Below are 21,804 nucleotides of genomic sequence, written 5' to 3'. Positions count from 1 at the left end.
CTGCGCACCGACGTCTCCGGCGACCCGACCTTCGCCGAGCTCGTCGCCCGGGTCCGCGAGACGGACCTGGCGGCGTACGCCCACCAGGACGTGCCCTTCGAGCGGCTGGTGGAGATCCTCAACCCGGCCCGCTCCATGGCCCGCCACCCCCTCTTCCAGACCATGCTGGCCTTCAACAACAACGACCAGCAGGGCGCGCGCAGCGCCGTGACCCGGCTCTCCGACCTCACGGTCACCGGCCTCCCGGTCGACTCGGGGGTCGCCAAGTTCGACCTGGCGCTCAACCTCGCCGAGTCCTTCGACGAGGAGGGCACCCCGGCCGGTCTGGGCGGCGTACTCGAATACGCGACGGACCTGTTCGACCGCGCCACGGTCGAATCCGTGGTGTCGCGCTTCCTCCGCCTCCTGGACACCGTCATCACCGACCCGGGGCAGCCGGTCGGCCGTGTGGATGTACTGGCCCCGGGGGAGCGGGAGCGGGTGCTCCACGGCTGGAACGCGACCGCGCGCGCCCTGCCGTCGGCCGCCGATGTGGTGTCCCTGTTCGAGGCGCGGGCGGCCGGTGCGCCGGATGCCGTTGCCGTGGTGTCGGCCGGTGTCTCGTACTCGTACGGGGAGCTCGACGCGGCGTCGAACCGGCTCGCGCACTGGCTGCGTGAGCAGGGTGCAGGGCCGGAGGGTCTGGTGGCGGTGAAGTTGCCGCGTTCGGCCGACCTGGTGGTCGCGTTGCTGGCGGTGCTGAAGTCGGGTGCGGCGTACGTGCCGATCGACCCGGAGTATCCGGCGGACCGGATCGCGTACATGCTGGAGGACGCGGCTCCGGCGGTCGTCCTGGACTCCCTGCCCGACGTATCCGCCTACTCGGCGAAGGCGCTGGACTTGACCGTCCCGTCGGAGTCTCCGGCGTACGTCATCTACACCTCGGGTTCGACGGGCCGCCCGAAGGGCGTGGTCGTCCCGCGCGGTGCGCTGCTGAACTTCCTGGTCTCGATGCAGGATCGTTTCGCCCTGTCGTCCGACGACCGCCTGCTGGCGGTCACCACGGTGGCCTTCGACATCGCCGGGCTGGAGATCTACCTCCCGCTGCTGAACGGCGCCTCGGTCGTGCTCGCCGACCGGGACGAGGTCCGCGAGCCGGCGGCCCTGCGCGCCCTCATCGAGACCCACGCGGTCACGGTCATGCAGGCGACCCCGAGCCTGTGGCGCTACGTGGACCCGTCCGTGCTGGGCGAGATCCGCGTCCTGGCGGGTGGCGAGGCGCTGCCGTCCGATCTGGCGGCGCAGTTGGCCGCGCACGCGGCTTCCGTCACGAACCTGTACGGGCCGACCGAGACCACCATCTGGTCCACGGCCACCGAGGTGACCTCCGCTGACGTCACCATCGGCGGTCCCATCGCCAACACCCAGGTCTACGTGCTCGACGCCGCCCTGCGGCCGGTCCCGGCCGGGGTCGCGGGCGAGCTGTACATCGCGGGCCACGGTCTGGCGCGCGGGTACCTGAAGCGCCCGGGCCTGTCGGCGGAGCGGTTCGTCGCGAACCCGTACGGCCCGGCCGGCTCCCGGATGTACCGCACGGGCGACCTCGTCCGCTGGTCGAAGGACGGCGAGCTCGTCTACCTCTCCCGCGTCGACCAGCAGGTCAAGCTCCGCGGCCACCGCATCGAGCTCGGCGAGATCGAAGCAGCCCTCACCTCCCACGAAGCCGTCGACCGGGCCGCCGTCCTCGTCCGCGAGGACACCCCCGGCGACCAGCGCCTCGTCGCCTACCTCGTGCCCAGGAGCGGCGTCTCCCTGCCCTCCCAGGCCCTGCTGCGCAAGCGCCTGGCCGAGGTGCTGCCCGAGTACATGGTCCCGTCGGCCGTCCTGACCCTCGACGCCCTCCCGCTCACCCCCAACGGCAAGCTCGACCGCCGCTCCCTCCCCGCCCCCGACCTCGGTCCGGACGCCCAGGGACGCCGCCCGCGCACCCCGCAGGAGGAGATCCTCTGCGGTCTCTTCGGCGAGGTCCTCGGCCTGCCCCAGATCTCCATCGACGACGACTTCTTCGTCAACGGCGGCCACTCCCTGGCCGCCATGCGCCTGGCCGGCCGGATCCGCTCCGTCCTCGGCGTGGAACTCCCCATCGCGCAGCTCTTCGACGCCCCGACCGTGGCCGGCCTGTCCGCGGCCCTCGCCGGCGGCGGCGCCGTACGCCCCGAACTCGCCCCGTACGCACGTCCGGAGCGGATCCCGCTGTCCACCGCCCAACAGCGACTGTGGTTCCTCAACCAGTTCGAAGGCCCCAACCCCGCCTACAACGTCCCGGCCGCCCTGCGCCTGACCGGCGCCCTCGACCGCCCGGCACTCGCCGCCGCCCTGCGCGACGTCGTCGCCCGCCACGAGTCCCTGCGCACCGTCTTCGCCGAGGACGCCGACGGCGCCCACCAGGTCGTCCTCGACCCGGCCGACGTCCACCCCGAGCCGCGGATCGTCCCCGTCACGGAGGACGCCCTCGACCGGGCGATCGGCGACGCCGTCGCCGAGGGCTTCGACCTCGCCGCCGAGATCCCGCTGCGGACCCGGCTGTTCGAGCTCGCGCCCGGCGAGCACGCCCTGCTGATCGTGGTCCACCACATCGCCGCCGACGGCGGCTGGTCCATGCCCGTCCTCGTACGCGACCTCACCGTCGCCTACGCGGCCCGCACCGCCGGCGAGGCCCCGGCCTGGAGCCCGCTGCCCGTCCAGTACGCCGACTTCACCCTGTGGCAGGCCGAGCTCCTCGGCTCCGAGGAGGACCCCGACAGCCTGGCCGCCCGCCAGCTCGCCTACTGGAGGGAAGCCCTCGCCGGACTTCCCGAGGAGCTCGCCCTCCCCGTCGACCGGCCGCGCCCGGCCGTCGGCACCAAGCGGGGTGGCCGGATCCCCTTCCGGGTCTCCGCCGAAACGCACGCCCGCCTGGAGGACGTGGCCCGCCAGCAGCAGGCCAGCTCCTTCATGGTCGTCCAGGCCGCGCTCGCGCTGCTGCTCGCCCGGCTGGGCGCGGGCGAGGACATCCCGATCGGCACGCCCATCGCGGGCCGCACGGACGACGCCCTGGAAGACCTCGTCGGCTTCTTCGTCAACACCCTCGTGCTGCGCACCGACCTGTCCGGCGACCCCACGTTCGCGGAGCTGGTCGGTCGGGTGCGGACGGCCGACCTGGCGGCGTACGGGAACCAGGACGTGCCCTTCGAACGGCTCGTGGAGGTACTCAACCCCACGCGCTCGATGTCCCGGAACCCGCTCTTCCAGACCATGCTGACCTGGAACAACGCCTCCCAGCAGGAATCCCTGAGCAGCGGGATCCAGCTGCCCGGACTGCGGCTGGCCGGCCACGAACTGGACACGGGCGTCGCGACCTTCGACCTCCTGTTCGCGGTCACCGACCTGCGCGGCGACAAGGGCGCCGCGGCCGGGCTCCAGGGCACCCTGGAGTTCAGCGCGGACCTCTTCGACCCGGAGACGGCCGAGGCCCTGACCGAACGCTTCGTGCGGGTGCTGGAGGCGGTGACGGCGGAGCCGTCGGGTCCCGTGCACCGGGTGGAGATCCTCGCCGATGCCGAGCGCGAGCAGCTCCTGACCGCCTGGAACGCCACGGAGACGGCCCACGCCCCGCTCACTCTCCCGGCCATGTTCGAGGCCCGCGCGGCTGCTGCCCCCGATACGCCTGCCGTGCTGGCCGGCGACACCGCTCTCACGTACGGGGAGTTGAACGTGGCGGCGAACCGGCTCGCCCGCTGGCTCGCCGATCGTGGTGTGGGTGCGGAGTCGGTCGTCGGTGTTCGCCTGCCTCGTTCTGCGGACCTGGTGGTGGCGATGCTGGCGACGCTGAAGGCGGGGGCGGCGTATCTGCCGCTGGATCCGGAGTATCCGGCGGACCGGATCGCCTACATGGTCGAGGACGCCGCCCCGGCGGTGGTCCTGGACGCGCTCCCCGACACGTCGGGATACGCGGACGGGGACCTGGACCTGGCCATCCCGGCCGAGGTTCCCGCATACGTCATCTACACGTCGGGGTCCACGGGTCGTCCGAAGGGCATCGTGATGCCGGCCGGTGCGGTCCGCAACCTCCTCGCATGGCACGAGGAGGCCGTTCCGGGCGGTCCCGGCACGGTCACCGCCCAGTTCACGGCGGTCAGTTTCGACGTGTCGGTCCAGGAGATCCTCTCTGCGGTCGTCTCGGGTCGGACGTTGGTGGTCTGCCCGGAGGAGGTCCGCCGGGACCCGGCCGCCCTGGCCGCCTGGCTCGCGGAGCACCGTGTCGCGGAGTTGTACGCGCCGAACCTGGTCGTGGACGCGGTCTTCGAGGCCGCCCGCGACCTGGATCTCCCTCTCCCCGACCTGGCGCATGTGGCGCAGGCGGGCGAGGCGCTGACCCTGCGGGAGCCGGTCCGCGCGCACTACGCGGCCGCGGGTGGCTCCTCGGTGCTGCACAACCACTACGGCCCGGCCGAGACCCATGTCGTCACCGCCTACACCCTGCCCGCCGACCAGGAGCAGTGGCCGCGGGTGGCTCCGATCGGCCGTCCGATCGACAACTGCCGTGCCTACGTACTGGACCGGCACCTGCGGCCCGTCCCGGCCGGCGCCTCCGGCGAGCTGTACCTCTCCGGAGTCCAGCTGGCCCGCGGCTACCTCAACCGCCCCGTCCTGACGGCGGAGCGGTTCACGGCCGACCCGTATGGTCCGCCCGGTACCCGCATGTACCGCACCGGCGACCTGGCCCGCTGGACCCGCGACGGCGAGCTCGAATACCTCGGCCGCGTCGACCACCAGGTCAAGCTCCGCGGCTTCCGCATCGAGCTCGGCGAGATCGAAGCCGCCCTGACCTCCCACGCGGCCGTGGCCCGCGCCGCCGTCCTGCTCCGCGAGGACAGCCCGGGCGCCCGCCGTCTCGTCGCCTACGTCGTCCCGCCCACCGGCGAGAGCGTCGAGACGGGTCTGCTGCGCAAGCACCTCGCCGCCGCCCTGCCCGACTACATGGTCCCGGCCGCGTTCGTCACCCTCGACGCCCTCCCGCTCACCCCCAACGGCAAGCTCGACCGGGCCGCCCTCCCCGCCCCCGACCACGCGGCGACCGGCGCCGGCCGGGCACCCCGCTCCCCGCAGGAGGAGATCCTGTGCGGGCTGTTCGCGGAGGTCCTGCGGCTGCCCTCCGTGACCGTCGACGACAACTTCTTCGAGCGCGGCGGCCACTCCCTGCTGGTCACCAAGCTCACCAGCCGGATCCGTACCGTCCTCGGCGTCGAGCTGTCCGTACGCCGGCTCTTCGAGACGCCCACCGTGGCGGCCCTCGCCGCCTCCCTCTCGACCGCCGACCGGGCCCGCGGAGCCGTCGTACGGGCCGAGACGCGGCCGGAGCGGATCCCGCTGTCCTTCGCGCAACAGCGCCTGTGGTTCCTGCACCGGCTGGAAGGGCCCAGCGCCACCTACAACCTCTCCACCGCCCTCCGCCTGACCGGGCCCCTGGACCGCGAGGCCCTCGGCGCCGCCCTGCACGACGTACTGGCCCGCCACGAGTCCCTGCGTACGGTCTTCGCGGAGGACGCGGACGGCGCCTACCAGGTGGTCCTCGACCCGGAAGCCGCGCGCACCGAGCCGGTCCTCGCCACCACGACCGAGGCGGATCTCGCGGACCGGCTGGCCGAGGCCGCGCGCCACGGCTTCGACCTCACCCGCGAAGTCCCGCTCAGGCTGTCGCTGTTCGAGGTCGGCGAGCAGGACCACGTCCTGCTGATCCTGCTGCACCACATCGCGGGCGACGGCTGGTCGACCCCGCTCCTCGCCCGCGACCTGACCCGCGCCTACGCGGCCCGGAGCGCGGGCGGGGCACCGGACTGGGCCCCGCTGCCCGTCCAGTACGCCGACTACACCCTGTGGCAGCGGGCCGCCCTCGGCTCCGCGGACGAGGACGGCAGCGTGCTCGCGAGCCAGCTCGCCCACTGGAAGGACGCACTGGCCGGCCTCCCCGAGGAGATCGCCCTTCCCACCGACCGGCCACGGCCGGCGGCCGCCACCTACCGGGGCGGCCTCGTCCCGGTGGAGATCCCGGCCGCGCTGCACGCGGCGCTCGCGGGCGTGGCAAGGGACCGGCAGGCCAGCCTCTTCATGGTCGTCCAGGCGGCCTTCGCGGCCCTGCTGCACCGGCTCGGAGCCGGGGACGACATCCCGATGGGCACGCCCATCGCGGGCCGTACGGACGATGCCCTGGAGGAGCTGGTCGGCTTCTTCGTCAACACGCTCGTGCTGCGCACCGACGTCTCGGGCGACCCGACCTTCGCCGAGCTCATCGGCCGGGTCCGCGAGGCGGACCTGGCGGCGTACGCCCACCAGGACGTGCCCTTCGAGCAGCTGGTCGAGGTCCTCAACCCGAACCGCTCGCTCTCCCGGCACCCGCTCTTCCAGACGATGCTGCTCTGGAACAACAACGACCAGAGCCTCGGCGCGGACGCCGCCGGAGCCCTCGCCGAACTCACCGTCGCCCCGCTGCCGGTCGCGACCGGCGTCGCCAAGACGGACCTCGCGCTGAACCTGGCCGAGTCCTTCGACGAGCAGGGCGCGCCCGCCGGTCTGCGCGGCGCGCTGGACTTCGCGACGGACCTCTTCGATCCGGCCTCGGCGCGGACGCTGGTGGCCCGCTTCGAGCGGCTCCTGGCGGCCGTCGCCGCCGACCCCGAGCTGCGCGTACGCGACATCGACGTGCTGGGGGCGGGGGAGCGGGAGCAGGTGCTCGACACCTGGAACGCGACCGCGCGTGAGCTGCCGGCCGCCGATGTGGTCTCCCTCTTCGAGGCGCGGGCGGCGGCGACACCGCAGGCCGTGGCGGTCCGGTCGGGCGAGGTCGCGTACTCGTACGCGGAGCTCGACGCGGCGTCGAACCGGCTCGCGCGGTGGTTGCGTGAGCAGGGCGCGGGTCCGGAGCAGCTGGTGGCGGTGACGCTGCCGCGTTCCGCCGGCCTGGTGGTCGCGTTGCTGGCGGTGCTGAAGTCGGGTGCGGCGTACGTGCCGATCGACCCGGAGTATCCGGCGGACCGGATCGCGTACATGCTGGAGGACGCGGCCCCGGCGGTCGTCCTGGACTCCCTGCCCGACACCTCCGGCCACTCGGCGGCGGCACTGGGCCTGGCCGTCCCGTCGGAGTCTCCGGCGTACGTCATCTACACGTCGGGCTCCACGGGCCGCCCGAAGGGCGTGGTCGTCCCGCGCGGCGCGCTGCTGAACTTCCTGACCGGCATGCAGGACCGCTTCGAGCTGGGTGCCGACGACCGCCTGCTCGCCGTCACCACCGTCGCCTTCGACATCGCCGGGCTGGAGATCTACCTCCCGCTGCTGAACGGCGCCTCCGTCGTCCTCGCCGACCGCGAGGCCGTCCACGATCCGGCCGTCCTCGCCCGCCGGCTGGCAGAGGCCACGGTGGTGCAGGCGACGCCGAGCCTCTGGCACGCCCTGCTCGCCGAGGACCCGGCCGCCCTGCGCGAGGTCCGCGTCCTGGCGGGTGGCGAGGCGCTGCCCTCCGATCTGGCGGCGCAGCTGGCCGAGCACGCGGCCTCCGTCACGAACCTGTACGGGCCGACGGAGACGACCATCTGGTCGACCGCCACCGAGGTCACCTCTGCCGAGGTCACCATCGGCCGGCCCATCGCCAACACCCAGGTCTACGTCCTCGACGCCGCCCTCCGGCCCGTCCCGGCCGGAGTCGCGGGCGAGCTGTACATCGCGGGCCACGGCCTGGCGCGCGGGTACCTGAAGCGGCCCGGCCTGTCCGCCGAACGCTTCGTCGCGAACCCGTACGGCCCCGCCGGCTCGCGCATGTACCGCACGGGCGACCTGGTCCGCTGGACGGCCGACGGCGAGCTCCACTACCTGTCCCGCGTCGACCAGCAGGTCAAGCTCCGCGGCTTCCGCATCGAGCTCGGCGAGGTCGAGGCGGCCCTGGCCTCCCACGAGGCCGTCGCCCGCGCCGCCGCACTCGTCCGCGAGGACGCCCCCGGCGACAAGCGCCTGGTCGCCTATGTAGTTCCCGTAGAGGGCGCCTCACTAGAAGTGAATGAGCTGCGCAGGCACGTCAGTGCCTCGCTGCCGGGATACATGGTGCCCTCGTCCGTCGTCCAGCTCGAGACGCTGCCGCTGACCCCGAACGGCAAGCTCGACCGATCCGCCCTGCCCGCCCCCGACCACCGCACGGCCTCCTCCGGCCGGGCACCGCGCACGGAACGCGAAGAGCTGCTGTGCGGGCTGTTCGCCGAGGTGCTGAAGACCGACGCCGTCACCATCGACGACGACTTCTTCGACCTCGGCGGGCACTCGCTGCTCGCCACCAAGCTCATCGGCCGGCTGCGGTCCGCGCTCGGCGTCGAGGTCCCGGTCCGCGTCTTCTTCGAAGCGCCGACCGTGGCCACCCTCGGCGAGGCGGTGGCGGAGCTGGAATCGCGGAACAAGGCCACCAAGTCCGCCTCCCGGCCGGCGCTGCGCCCGATGCTCAGGCCGAAGGAGAACTCGTGATTCCGCTGTCGTTCGCGCAACGCCGCCTCTGGTTCCTGCAACAGCTTGAGGGCGCCAACTCCCTCTACAACATCCCGACCGCGCTGCGCCTGACCGGAACGCCGGACCTCCCGGCGCTCCGGGCGGCACTCGGCGACCTGGTGGCCCGGCACGACAGCCTGCGCACCCTGATCGCCGACGGTCCGGACGGCGCCCACCAGGTGGTACTGGCGGCCGGATCCGCCACCCCGCAGCTCACGGTCGTACCGGCCGGAGCCGCGGCGGACCCGGCCGCGCTGGAGGCGGCGCTCGCGGAGGCGGTCCGTACGCCCTTCGACCTGGCCGCCGACCTCCCGCTGCGGGTCTGGCTGTTCGAGCAGGGGCCGGAGCAGTACGTGCTGCTCCTGCTCCTGCACCACATCGCGGGCGACGGCTGGTCGCAGCCGCTGCTCGTCCGCGACCTGGTCACCGCGTACGCCGCCCGCGCCGCCGGCGAGACCCCGCAGTGGGCCCCGCTGCCCGTCCAGTACACGGACTTCACCCTGTGGCAGCGCGAGGTGCTCGGCTCCGAGGACGACCCCGACAGCGTCGTCTCCCGGCAGCTCGACCACTGGCGTTCGGCCCTGGCCGGCCTGCCGGAGGAGCTCGCCCTCCCCGCCGACCGGCCGCGCCCCGCCACCGCATCCCACCGCGGTGACACCGTCACCTTCAGCGTCCCGGCGGAGGTGCACGCCCGCCTCGCGGCGGTGGCGCGCGAGCAGCACGCCTCCCTGTTCATGGTGGTGCAGGCGGCCCTGGCGGTGCTGCTGCACCGGCTCGGCGCCGGCGAGGACATCCCGATCGGCACGCCCATCGCGGGCCGTACGGACGACGCCCTCGAAGAACTCATCGGCTACTTCGTCAACACCCTGGTCCTGCGGGCCGACCTGTCCGGGGACCCGGCCTTCACCGAGCTCGTGCGGCGCACTCGCGAGGCCTCCCTGGCCGCGTACGAGAACCAGGACGTGCCCTTCGAGCGGCTCGTCGAGGTCCTCAACCCGCCCCGCTCCAAGGGGCGGCACCCGCTCTTCCAGACCTCGTTCACCTGGGACAACAACGACCGCAGCGCCGCCCGCGCCGCCCTCGCCGAGCTTCCCGGCCTGACGGTCGAGGGCCACCCCGTCGCGAGCGCGTCCGCCCGCTTCGACCTGGCCTTCAGCATCTCGGAGGAGGCCGGGGACCGGCACTCCGGTCTCGTGGGCGCGCTGACCTACGCCACCGACCTCTACGACCGCTCCACCGCCCAGACCCTCGCCGACCGCCTTGTGCACGTCCTGACCCGGCTCGCCGCCGACCCCGACCTGCCGGTCGGGCGGGTGGACGTGCTGGGGGCGGGGGAGCGGGGGCAGCTCCTCGACGCGTGGAACGCCACCGCCCGCGAACTGCCGGCCGCCGATGTGGTGTCCCTGTTCGCGTCCCGGGTGGCCGGGGCGCCGGATGCGGTGGCCGTGGTGTCGGGCGAGGTCTCGTACTCGTACGCCGAGTTGGACCGGGCCTCCAACCGACTCGCGCGCTGGCTGCGGGCGCAGGGTGCGGGTCCGGAGCGGCTGGTGGCCGTGACGCTGCCGCGTTCGGCCGATCTGGTCGTCGCGTTGCTGGCCGTGTTGAAGTCGGGTGCGGCGTACGTGCCGATCGACCCGGAGTATCCGGCGGACCGTATCGCCTACATGCTGGAGGACGCGGCTCCGGCGGTCGTTCTGGAGGAGCTGCCGGACGTCTCAGGCTGCTCCGCAGAGGCCTTGGACCTGGTCGTTCCGGCGGACGCTCCGGCGTACGTGATCTACACGTCGGGTTCCACGGGCCGCCCGAAGGGCGTGGTCGTGCCGCGCGGCGCGCTGCTGAACTTCCTGACCGCCATGCAGGACCGTTTCGCCCTCACCTCCGAAGACCGTCTGCTCGCGGTGACCACCGTGGCCTTCGACATCGCCGGCCTGGAGCTGTACCTGCCGCTGCTGAACGGCGCCTCCGTCGTCCTCGCCGACCGCGAGCAGGCCCGGGACCCCGAGGCCCTGCGGTCCCTGATCGAGACGCGGTCCGTCACCGTCATGCAGGCCACCCCGAGCCTCTGGCGGTTCGTGGACCCGCAGGCCCTGACCGGAGTGCGCGTCCTCGTGGGCGGCGAGGCGCTGCCGTCCGATCTGGCGGGCACTCTCGCCGACCACGCGGCCTCCGTGACGAACCTGTACGGCCCGACGGAGACCACCATCTGGTCCACGGCGGAGCAGGTGCTCGGCGGTCAGGCCGTGTCGATCGGCGGTCCCATCGCCAACACCCAGGTGTACGTCCTCGACGCGGCCCTCCAGCCGGTCCCCGCCGGAGTCCCCGGCGAGCTGTACATCGCGGGCACCGGCCTCGCCCGCGGCTACCTGAACCGGCCCGGCCTGTCCGCCGAACGCTTCGTCGCGAACCCGTACGGCCCGGCCGGCTCCCGGATGTACCGCACCGGCGACCTCGTCCGCTGGACGGCCGACGGCCGCCTCGACTACCTGTCCCGCGTCGACCAGCAGGTCAAGCTGCGCGGCTACCGCATCGAGCTCGGCGAGATCGAAGCAGCCCTCACCGCCCACGAGGCCATCGCCCGCGCCGCCGTCCTCGTCCGCGAGGACACCCCCGGCGACAAGCGCCTCGTCGCCTACCTCGTCGTCCCCGGCGGCAAGGCCACCCCCGAGCGGACCGCCGCCCTGCGCGCCCGGCTCGCCGAGGTCCTGCCCGAGTACATGGTCCCCTCGGCCTTCGTCACCCTCGACGCGCTCCCCCTCACCCCCAACGGCAAGCTCGACCGGCGCGCACTGCCCGCCCCCGACTACGAGCCCGACGCGCCCGGCCGCGCCCCGCGCACCCCGCAGGAGGAGATCCTCTGCGGCATCTTCGCCGAGGTCCTCGGCGCCCCGGCCCCGCTCTCCATCGACGACGACTTCTTCGAGAACGGCGGGCACTCCCTCCTCGCGATCCGCCTGATGAGCCGCATCCGGGCCGCCCTCGACGTCGACCTGCCGATGAGCGCCCTCTTCGACGCCCCGACCGTGGCCGGCCTGACCGCCGCCCTCACCGGATCCGGGACCGCCCGCCCCGAACTCACCGCCGCCACCGTGCGCCCCGACCGCGTCCCGCTGTCCTTCGCCCAACAGCGCCTGTGGTTCCTCAACCGGTTCGACGGCCCCAGCCCCGCCTACAACGTGCCCGTCGCCCTGCGCCTCACCGGCCCCCTCGACCGCCCGGCCCTCACCGCCGCCCTGCACGACCTCCTCGTCCGGCACGAGTCCCTGCGTACGGTCTTCGCGGAGGACGCGGACGGCGCCCACCAGGTGGTCCTCGACCCGGAGGCGGCCCGCGCCGCGCCGCGCGTGATCGCGGTCGACGAGGACGGACTCGCCGAGGCCCTTGCCCACGGCGCCGCGTACACCTTCGACCTCTCCGCCGAACCCCCCGTCCACACCCGGCTGTTCACCCTCGCCCCCGAGGAGCACGTGCTCCTCGTCGTCGTCCACCACATCGCGGGCGACGGCGGCTGGTCCACGCCCGTCCTGATCCGCGACCTGGCCACCGCGTACGCGGCCCGCACGGCCGGGGAGGAGCCCGGCTGGGCCCCGCTGCCCGTCCAGTACGCGGACTACACGCTCTGGCAGGCGGAGCTCCTCGGCTCCGAGGACGACCCGGACAGCCTGGCCGCCCGCCAGGTCTCCTACTGGCGGGAGGCCCTCGCCGGACTCCCGGACGAACTCGACCTGCCCACCGACCGGCCCCGCCCGGCGGTGGCCGGCCACCGCGGCGGCGAGGTGCCGATCGCGGTGCCGGCCGAACTCCACGCCCTGACCGCCGAGTTCGCGGGCCGGCACCAGGCGAGCGTCTTCATGGTCGTCCAGGCGGCCCTCTCCGTGCTGCTGCACCGACTCGGCGCGGGCGACGACATCCCGATCGGCACGCCCGTCGCGGGCCGTACGGACGACGCCCTGGCCGACCTGGTCGGCTTCTTCGTCAACACCCTCGTCCTGCGCACCGACGTCTCGGGCGACCCCACGTTCGCCGAGCTCGTCGCCCGGGTCCGGCAGGCGGACCTGGCGGCGTACGCCCACCAGGACGTGCCCTTCGAGCGGCTGGTGGAGGCCCTCAACCCGGCCCGCTCGATGTCCAGGCACCCGCTCTTCCAGACCATGCTGGCCTTCAACAGCGTCGACCAGCAGGACACGATGAACGGCGCCGGCGGGCTGCTGCCCGGCCTCACGGTCGCGGGCGAACCCGTCGGCACCGGCGCGGCCACCTTCGACCTCCGCTTCGCCATCGACGCCGAGCTGAACGGCGTACTCGAATACGCGACGGACCTGTTCGACCACGCGACGGCCGAGTCGCTCGTGGCACGGTTCGTACGCCTCCTGGAGGCGCTGGTCACCGGCCCGGACGTGCCGGTGGGGCGGGTGGACGTGCTGGGGGCGGGGGAGCGGGAGCGGGTGCTCCACGGCTGGAACGCGACCGCCCGTGAGCTGCCGGCCGCCGATGTGGTGTCCCTGTTCACGTCCCGGGCGGCCGGTGTGCCGGATGCGGTGGCCGTGGTGTCGGGCGGGGTCTCGTACTCGTACGCGGAGTTGGACGCGGCGTCGAACCGGCTCGCGCGCTGGCTGCGTGAGCAGGGTGCGGGACCGGAGCAGCTGGTGGCTGTGACGCTGCCGCGTTCGGCCGATCTGGTCGTCGCGTTGCTGGCCGTGTTGAAGTCGGGTGCGGCGTACGTGCCGATCGACCCGGAGTATCCGGCGGACCGGATCGCGTACATGCTGGAGGACGCGGCACCGACGGTCGTCCTGGACTCGCTTCCGGACGTCTCCGCCTGCTCCGCCGAGCCCCTGTCGGTGACGGTTCCGGCGGACGCTCCGGCGTACGTCATCTACACCTCGGGTTCGACGGGTCGCCCGAAGGGCGTGGTCGTCCCGCGCGGTGCCCTGCTGAACTTCCTGACCAGCATGCAGGACCGCTTTGAGCTGGGTGCCGAGGACCGTCTGCTCGCCGTCACCACCGTCGCCTTCGACATCGCGGGGCTGGAGATCTACCTGCCGCTGCTGAACGGCGCTTCCGTCGTCCTGGCCGGCCGGGACGAGGTGCGTGACCCCGAGGCCCTGCGCGCCCTCATCGAGAGCCGTGCGGTCACGGTCATGCAGGCGACCCCGAGCCTGTGGCGCTACGTGGACACCTCCGTGCTGGGCGAGGTCCGGGTCCTGGCGGGTGGCGAGGCGCTGCCGTCGGATCTCGCGGCGCAATTGGCCGAGCACGCGGCCTCCGTCACGAACCTGTACGGGCCGACGGAGACGACCATCTGGTCCACGGCCACCGAGGTGACCTCCGCCGACGTCACCATCGGCCGGCCCATCGCCAACACCCAGGTCTACGTCCTGGACTCGGGTCTGCAGCCCGTCCCGGCCGGGGTCGCGGGAGAGCTCTACATCGCCGGCACCGGCCTCGCCCGCGGGTACCTGAACCGCCCCGGCCTGTCCGCCGAACGCTTCGTCGCGAACCCGTACGGCCCGGCCGGCTCCCGCATGTACCGCACCGGCGACCTCGTCCGCTGGTCGAAGGACGGCGAGCTCGTCTACGTCTCCCGCGTCGACCAGCAGGTCAAGCTCCGCGGGTTCCGCATCGAGCTCGGTGAGGTCGAGGCGGCCCTGGCCTCCCACGAGGCCGTCGCCCGCGCCGCCGCGCTCGTCCGCGAGGACACCCCCGGCGACCAGCGCCTCGTCGCCTACGTCGTCCCCGACCGGCCCGGCGAGGCGCTCGACGGCGTACTGCTGCGCAAGCACCTGGCGGCCGTCCTGCCCGACTACATGGTCCCGGCCGCGTTCGTCACCCTCGACGCCCTCCCGCTCACCCCCAACGGCAAGCTCGACCGCCGCGCTCTTCCCGCCCCCGACGAGGAGCCGGGAGGCCCCGGGCGCGCCCCGCGCTCCCCGCAGGAGGAGATCCTCTGCGGCCTCTTCGCGGAGGTCCTCGCCGCCTCGGCGCCCGTCTCCATCGACGACGACTTCTTCGCTCGCGGCGGCCACTCGCTGCTCGCCACGAAGCTCGCCGCCCGCATCCGGTCCGTCTTCGGGGCCGAGGTGTCGGTCCGCCGGCTGTTCGAGACGCCGACCGTCGCCGGCCTCGCCCCGTACCTCGCCACCGCCGCCGGCTCCGCCCGCGCGGCCGTCACCGCCGGCCCCCGCCCCGAGCGGCTCCCGCTCTCCCACGCCCAACAGCGGCTCTGGTTCCTCAACCAGTTCGACGGATCGAGCCCCGTCTACAACCTCACCACCGCCCTGCGCCTGACCGGCCCGCTGGAGCAGGAGGCGCTCGCCGCCGCCCTGCACGACCTCGTCGTCCGGCACGAGTCCCTGCGTACCGTCTTCGCCGAGGACGACCAGGGCGTGCACCAGATCGTGCTGCCCGCCGACCAGGCCCACCCCGGTCTGGCCGTGTCCACCGTCATCGACGAGCGCGAACTGGAGGAGGGGATCGCGGAAGCGGCCGGGTACGCCTTCGACCTGTCCCGCGAACTCCCCGTCCACCTGCGCCTGTTCGAGCTGGCGCCGGAGGAGCACGTGGTCGTCCTCGTCCTGCACCACATCGCGGGCGACGGCTGGTCCCTGCCGCTCGTCGCCCGCGACCTGGCCACCGCGTACGCCGCTCAGGTCTCCGGCGCCGAACCGGGTTGGGCTCCGCTGCCGGTGCAGTACGCGGATTACACGCTGTGGCAGCGGGAGCTGCTGGGGTCGGAGGACGACGAGGGGAGTGTGGTCGCGGCGCAGTTGGCGTTCTGGAAGGAGCGGCTTTCCGGGCTTCCGGAGGAGTTGGTGCTGCCGGTGGACCGGCCGCGTCCGGCGGTGGCTTCGTACCGGGGTGGTTCGGTGTCCTTCGAGGTGCCGGCCGCGGTGCACGCCCGTCTGGAGGAGGTGGCCCGTGCGCACGGCGCGAGCCCCTTCATGGTGGCGCAGGCTGCCCTGGCGACCCTGCTGCACCAGTTGGGTGCGGGTGAGGACATCGCGATCGGCACGCCTGTCGCGGGTCGTACGGACGATGCGCTGGAAGACCTGGTCGGGTTCTTCGTGAACACCCTCGTGCTGCGGACCGATCTGTCCGGGGATCCGACGTTCGCCGAGCTGCTGGCTCGCGTACGGGAGGCGGACCTGGCGGCGTACGGGAACCAGGACGTGCCCTTCGAACGGCTCGTGGAAGTCCTCAACCCGGCCCGTTCCATGGCCCGCCACCCCCTCTTCCAGACCATGCTGATGTGGGACAACACCGACCGGCACCGGGCCGTCGAAGCCGTCGGCCGACTCGGCGGGCTCACCCTGTCCGAGCGGGCCGTGGCCGGCGGATCCGCCAAGTTCGACCTGCTGCTCTCCCTCTCCGAGGGCGCTCCGGGCACCGGCCTCCACGGCACCCTCGAATACGCCGTCGACCTCTTCGACCCCGACACCGCCCAGACCCTGACCGAACGCTTCGTGCGGGTGCTGGAGGCGGTGACGGCGGAGCCGTCGGCTCCCGTGCACCGGGTGGAGATCCTGTCCGGCGCCGAGCGCGAGCAGCTCCTGACGGCCTGGAACGCCACGGAGACGGCCCACGCGCCGCTGACCCTCCCGGCCATGTTCGAGGCCCGGGTGGCCGCTGCCCCGCACACGCCTGCGGTGCTGGCCGGCGACACCGCTCTCACGTACGGGGAGCTGAACGCGTCGGCGAACCGGCTCGCCCGCTGGCTCGCCGATCGTGGTGTGGGAGCGGAGTCGGTGGTGGGTGTTCGCCTGCCCCGCTCTGCGGACCTCGTCTTGGCGATGCTCGCGACGCTGAAGGCGGGCGCGGCGTATCTGCCGCTGGATCCGGAGTATCCGGCGGACCGCATCGCCTACATGGTCGAGGACGCCGCTCCGGCGGTGGTCCTGGACACCCTCCCCGACACATCCGGATACGAGGACGGGGACCTGGACCTGGCCATCCCGGCCGAGGTTCCCGCGTACGTCATCTACACGTCGGGGTCCACGGGTCGTCCGAAGGGCATCGTGATGCCGGCCGGTGCGGTGCGTAACCTCCTGGCCTGGCATGAGGAGGCCGTTCCGGGCGGTCCCGGCACGGTCACCGCCCAGTTCACGGCGGTCAGTTTCGACGTGTCGGTGCAGGAGATCCTCTCTGCGGTCGTCTCGGGCCGGACGTTGGTGGTCTGCCCGGAGGAGGTCCGCCGGGACCCGGCCGCCCTGGCCGCCTGGCTGTCCGAGCACCGTGTCGCCGAGCTGTACGCCCCGAACCTGGTCGTGGACGCGGTCTTCGAGGCCGCCCGCGACCTGGATCTCCCTCTCCCTGACCTGGCGCATGTGGCGCAGGCGGGCGAGGCGCTGACCCTGCGGGAGCCGGTCCGCGCGCACTACGCGGCCGCGGGCGCTTCCTCGGTGCTGCACAACCACTACGGCCCGGCCGAGACCCATGTCGTCACCGCTTACACCCTGCCCGCAGACCAGGAGCAGTGGCCGCGGGTTGCCCCGATCGGCCGTCCGATCGACAACTGCCGTGCCTACGTACTGGACCGGCACCTGCGGCCCGTCCCGGCCGGCGCCTCCGGCGAGCTGTACCTCTCCGGAGTCCAGCTGGCCCGCGGCTACCTCAACCGCCCCGTCCTGACGGCGGAGCGGTTCACGGCCGACCCGTATGGTCCGCCCGGTACCCGCATGTACCGCACCGGCGACCTGGCCCGCTGGACCCGGGACGGCGAGCTCGAATACCTGGGCCGCGTCGACCACCAGGTCAAACTCCGTGGCTTCCGCATCGAGCTCGGCGAAATCGAAGCCGCACTCACCGGCCACGAAACGGTCGCCCGCGCCGCCGTCCTGCTCCGCGAGGACACTCCCGGCGCCCGCCGTCTCGTCGCCTACGTCGTCCCGCCCACCGGCGCCGCCATCGACCACGGGCCGCTGCGGGCGCAGCTGGCGGCCGCCCTGCCCGACTACATGGTCCCGGCCGCGTTCGTCACCCTCGACGCCCTCCCGCTCACCCCCAACGGCAAGCTCGACCGGGCCGCCCTGCCCGCCCCCGAGACCGGCCCCGCCACCGGGGCCAGGCCGCCCCGGGGCCCGCGCGAGGAGATCCTGCTGGGGCTGTTCGCGGAGGTCCTGCAGGCGGACGACCTCACCATCGAGGACAACTTCTTCGAGCGCGGCGGCCACTCCCTGCTCGCCACCCGGCTCACCACCCGCATCCGCGGCGCCCTCGGCATCGAGCTGCCCGTCCGCCGCCTCTTCGAGGCCCCCACCGTCGCCGCGCTCGCCGAAGCCCTTGCCGACTCCACGCCGTACGACCCGGCCGCCGCACTGCGCCCGCTGCTGCCGCTGCGCGCCACCGGCCCGCTGCCCCCGCTGTTCTGCGTCCACCCGGCCGCCGGCGCGAGCTGGTGCTACGCGGCGCTGCTCCCGCACCTGGACCCGCGCCAGCCGGTCTACGGACTCCAGGCCCCCGGCCTCTCAGCCGAAACCCCGGACACGGCAGGCCCGGACACGGTGGCCGAGCTGGCCGCCGCGTACGTGGAGCGCGTCCGGGAACTGCGCCCCCACGGCCCGTACCGGCTGCTCGGCTGGTCCTTCGGCGGGCAGGTCGCGCACGCGATGGCCACGCAGCTCCAGGAGAGCGGCGAGGAAGTGGAGCTGCTCGCCATCCTGGACACCCTGCCCGGCACCCCCGGCCGGCCCGCGCCGAGCGAGCCGGAACTCGTCGCGGCGCAGCTGCGCGCGGTGGGATTCGCGTACGACCCCGCGACCGACGGGCCGGTCGAGGCCCACATCCCCCGCTACCTGGCGCACATCCGCGCCCAGAACCCCTCCCTGGCCGACTTCGGCGACGCCGAACTGCTGCGGATGACCCGGGCGCACCTGACGAGCCTGCGGCTCATGCACACCTACGCCACCCCCGCCCGCTTCGAAGGCGATCTGCTCTTCTTCAAGGCGACCGGAGGAGTCGATTCCACGGCCGGACAGGCCGCTGAACTGGACGTAGAGAATCCGCATAGCCCCGGTTGGAAGCCTTATCTGAGCGGGGCTGTACACAGCTTCGACGTCTCGTCCGACCACGAAGGGATGCTGAGTGATTCCGTTACCGCGGCTCTCATCGGCCGGACCCTCGCCCGGTCCCTGGCAGACCTCGACACGCGTGCCGGCACCTGACTTTCGTCAGGTGCCGGGGGTGCCGATCGCTCACTGCGGCAGCCCCCTCCCCGTCCGTAATTTGAGGTCATCGGAAGCCGCCGGCCCCCGCCCGACGGAAGCCAGACGAGAGGAACGACTCACATGATCACCCTTCAGGGCCTGACCAAGCGCTACGGGGACAAGACCGCGGTCGACGATCTCTCCCTGGAGATCATGCCCGGGAAGATCACCGGGTTCCTCGGTCCCAACGGCGCCGGCAAGTCGACGACGATGCGGATGATCCTCGGGCTGGACCTGCCCACCTCGGGCCAGGCCCTGGTCAACGGCCGTCCGTACGCACAGATCCCCAACCCGCTCTGCGAGATCGGCGCCCTCCTGGACGCCAAGGCCGTCCACCCCAGCCGCAGCGCCCGCAACCACCTGCGGGCCATGGCCCTCAGCCACGGCCTGCCCCTGAGCCGGGTCGAGGAGGTGCTCGACGCGGTCGGCCTGAGCGATGTCGCCGACCGCAAGGCGGGCGGCTTCTCGCTCGGCATGGGACAGCGCCTCGGCATCGCCGGCGCCCTGCTCGGCGACCCGCAGGTGCTGATGCTGGACGAGCCGGTCAACGGACTGGACCCGGACGGCGTCCGCTGGATCCGCCAGTTCCTGCGCTCGCTGGCGGCCGAGGGCCGCACGGTCTTCATCTCCAGCCACCTCATGAGCGAGATGGAACTGACCGCCGACCGCCTCATCGTCATCGGCAAGGGCCGCCTCATCGCCGACACCGGCATGGAGGAGCTCCTCGCCAGCCACGCCGGCGGTACCGTCCGCGTCCGCGGCCCGGAGAGCGGCGCCCTGCACGGCCTGGTCAGCGCGCTCGCCGGCTACGCGGCGGACGTGCAGTGGGCGGGCTCCAACGAGCTGATCGTGACCGGGGCGACCGTCGAGCAGGTCGGCGACCTGGCCCACGAGATGGGAGTGCGGCTGCACGAACTGCGCGCGGTGGAGGCCTCGCTGGAGCAGGTCTACATGGAACTGACGGCGGACAGCGTCGAGTACGGCAACTCCGCCTTTCAGCAGCACACCGCCGCGACCGCGACCCGCGCCTGAGCCCCCCGCCCCCCGCACACCTCCCGAGAAGGCGATCACCATGACCGCAACCACCCCTCTGGCAACCCTGACCACCACCCGGACGGACTCGGGCCTGCGGGGCGCGATCGCGGCGGAGTGGATGAAGCTCCGCTCCCTCCGCTCGACCCTCTGGTTCGTCGTCGGCTCCGTCGCGAGCATGGTGCTGATCTCCCCGTTCGCCGCGATGACGATGACCTCGAACCTGAAGGGCGTGCCGGGCGCGGAGGACTCGATCGACGCGGCGAGCATCGGCGTCAGCACCATCAGCTACTTCATCATCTTCATCCTGGCGTCCCTGGCGATGCTCTCCGTGACCAGCGAGTACTCGACGGGCAGCATCACCACCACCCTCAGCTGCGTCCCCGACCGCCGCCGCGTGCTGCTGGCGAAGGCCGCGGTCACCGGAGCGGTCTCCTTCGTCGTCGGCGTCGTGGTCGCCGCCCTCGGCGTCGCCTTCGGCGGCACCATGCTCGACGAGTACGCCCACTACAGCGGCGAGATCGTCTTCCAGGTCCTGGCCACCGGCGTCTTCCTCGCCGCGATCAGCGTCCTGACCGTCGGCCTCTCCGCGGTCCTGCGCAGCGCCGCCGGCACCATCGTGGTCCTCTTCGCCCTGTTCCTCGTCATCCCGATGCTCCTCCAGGGCATCGGAGAGGTCGTCAAGAGCCTCGACTTCCTCGCTGACATCGCCGAGTACTTCCCGAGCCAGGCCGGCGCCCACTTCGCCCTCAACGACACCGAGCCCTTCGGCCCCTTCGTCGGCTTCCTGGTCGTCGGTGCCTGGGCCGCCGCCGCCCTGTGGCTGGGCATCACCACCATCCGCAAGCGCGACGCGTAACCCGCCCCCCCGACTCGGCACGCGAGGCCGGGAGTTGCCCCTCCAGGGGCAGCCCCGGCCTCGCCGGCGTTCACGGCCCGGGACCGGCCGGCGTCACGCCTCGGACACCAGGCCCGCCTCGTGCGCGACGATCGCGGCCTGCACCCGGTTCTTGACCTCCAGCCGCGTCAGGATCGCGCTGACGTACGCCTTCACCGTCCCCTCCACGACGAACAGCCGCCGTGCGATCTCCGCGTTGGAGCACCCCGCCCCGAGCAGCGCGAGCACCTCCCGCTCCCGCCCCGACAGCCCGGCGACCCGCTCCTGCGCCGCCATGCCCCGGCCGACGTCCCGCGCCCCCAGCAGCCGCATCACCCGGTGCGCGATCTGCGGCGACAGGAACGACGCCCCGTCCCGCACGGCCCGTACGGCGGCCAGCAGGTCCTGCGGATCGCCGGACTTGAGCAGGAAGCCGCTCACCTCGCCGGCGAGCGCGTCGACGATGTACTTGTCCTCGGAGAAGGTGGTCAGCATCACCACGGCCGTCCCCGGCACCAGCCGCCGCACCTCCGCGGCCGCCGTCAGCCCGTCCATCCGCGGCATGCGGATGTCCATCAGCACGACGTCCGGCCGGTGCCGCGCGGCGAGGTCCACCGCCTCCCGGCCGTCCCCCGCCTCCGCCACGACCTCGACGTCCTCGGCGGACTCCAGGATCGCCCGGACCCCGCCCCGGATCATCGCCTCGTCATCGGCAAGCAGTACTCGGATCGTCACGCAGCCCCTCCGGATGGATCGGTGGATCCGTACATCGCCGGATCTATAGGAACGCCGTAGGCGGCTGCCGCAGATTCATGGTGTGCCGTGAGCCGCCGCCACGCGGGCACCCGCCCATCCTCTCCCACCGGCGGCCCGCACGGGACGCCAAAGAATCCGACCGAAGCTGACTGAGGTGTGAACCATGTCGAACCCGTTCGAGAACGAAGAGGGCCTGTACCTGGTGCTGGTGAACGACGAGGGCCAGCACTCCCTGTGGCCGTCCTTCGCCGAGATCCCGGCCGGCTGGACCACCGCCCACGGCGAGGCGGACCGCCAGAGCTGCCTCGACTACGTCGAGACCAACTGGACGGACATGCGCCCGGCCAGCCTGATCCGGGAGACGGAAGCCGCCGCGGCGGCCGCCTGACACCTGCGGCA

6 protein-coding genes are annotated in these 21,804 nt (G+C 73.0%); 5 read left to right on the top strand and 1 reads right to left on the bottom strand.

Features of this window, described 5'->3' with window-relative positions; all coding sequences use genetic code 11:
- The 4 genes from ACFTXQ_RS24495 to ACFTXQ_RS24480 all read left to right on the top strand — a co-directional run bounded on the left by ACFTXQ_RS24495 (window position 1) and on the right by ACFTXQ_RS24480 (window position 20,631).
- Window positions 1–8,520, top strand: a complete 8,520-nt coding sequence (locus tag ACFTXQ_RS24495; protein WP_382644169.1) for an amino acid adenylation domain-containing protein — start codon at window positions 1–3, stop codon at window positions 8,518–8,520.
- Window positions 8,517–18,698: an amino acid adenylation domain-containing protein gene (locus tag ACFTXQ_RS24490; protein ID WP_382644168.1), complete on the top strand. Its 10,182-nt coding sequence runs from the start codon at window positions 8,517–8,519 to the stop codon at window positions 18,696–18,698. The genes ACFTXQ_RS24495 and ACFTXQ_RS24490 overlap by 4 nt, the downstream gene beginning before the upstream one ends.
- A gap of 123 nt (window positions 18,699–18,821) precedes the next feature.
- On the top strand, window positions 18,822–19,772 hold the full coding sequence (locus tag ACFTXQ_RS24485) for an ABC transporter ATP-binding protein (RefSeq protein WP_382644166.1): 951 nt from the start codon (window positions 18,822–18,824) through the stop codon (window positions 19,770–19,772).
- Between the two features lie 40 nt (window positions 19,773–19,812).
- Window positions 19,813–20,631, top strand: a complete 819-nt coding sequence (locus tag ACFTXQ_RS24480; protein WP_382644164.1) for an ABC transporter permease subunit — start codon at window positions 19,813–19,815, stop codon at window positions 20,629–20,631.
- Window positions 20,632–20,724: 93 nt separating this feature from the next.
- Here ACFTXQ_RS24480 and ACFTXQ_RS24475 read toward each other — a convergent pair whose 3' ends face one another.
- Window positions 20,725–21,384, bottom strand: coding sequence for a response regulator (locus ACFTXQ_RS24475; protein WP_382644162.1), 660 nt, complete (start codon window positions 21,382–21,384; stop codon window positions 20,725–20,727).
- A gap of 184 nt (window positions 21,385–21,568) precedes the next feature.
- On the opposite strand from ACFTXQ_RS24475, the gene ACFTXQ_RS24470 reads away from it, so the two are divergent.
- Window positions 21,569–21,793, top strand: coding sequence for an MbtH family protein (locus ACFTXQ_RS24470; protein WP_382644160.1), 225 nt, complete (start codon window positions 21,569–21,571; stop codon window positions 21,791–21,793).
- Window positions 21,794–21,804 lie beyond the last annotated feature (11 nt).

The organism is Streptomyces sp. NPDC057010 (genome assembly GCF_042673805.1).
Lineage (GTDB): Bacteria > Actinomycetota > Actinomycetes > Streptomycetales > Streptomycetaceae > Streptomyces.
This window is presented reverse-complemented; position numbering and strand designations above follow the sequence as displayed.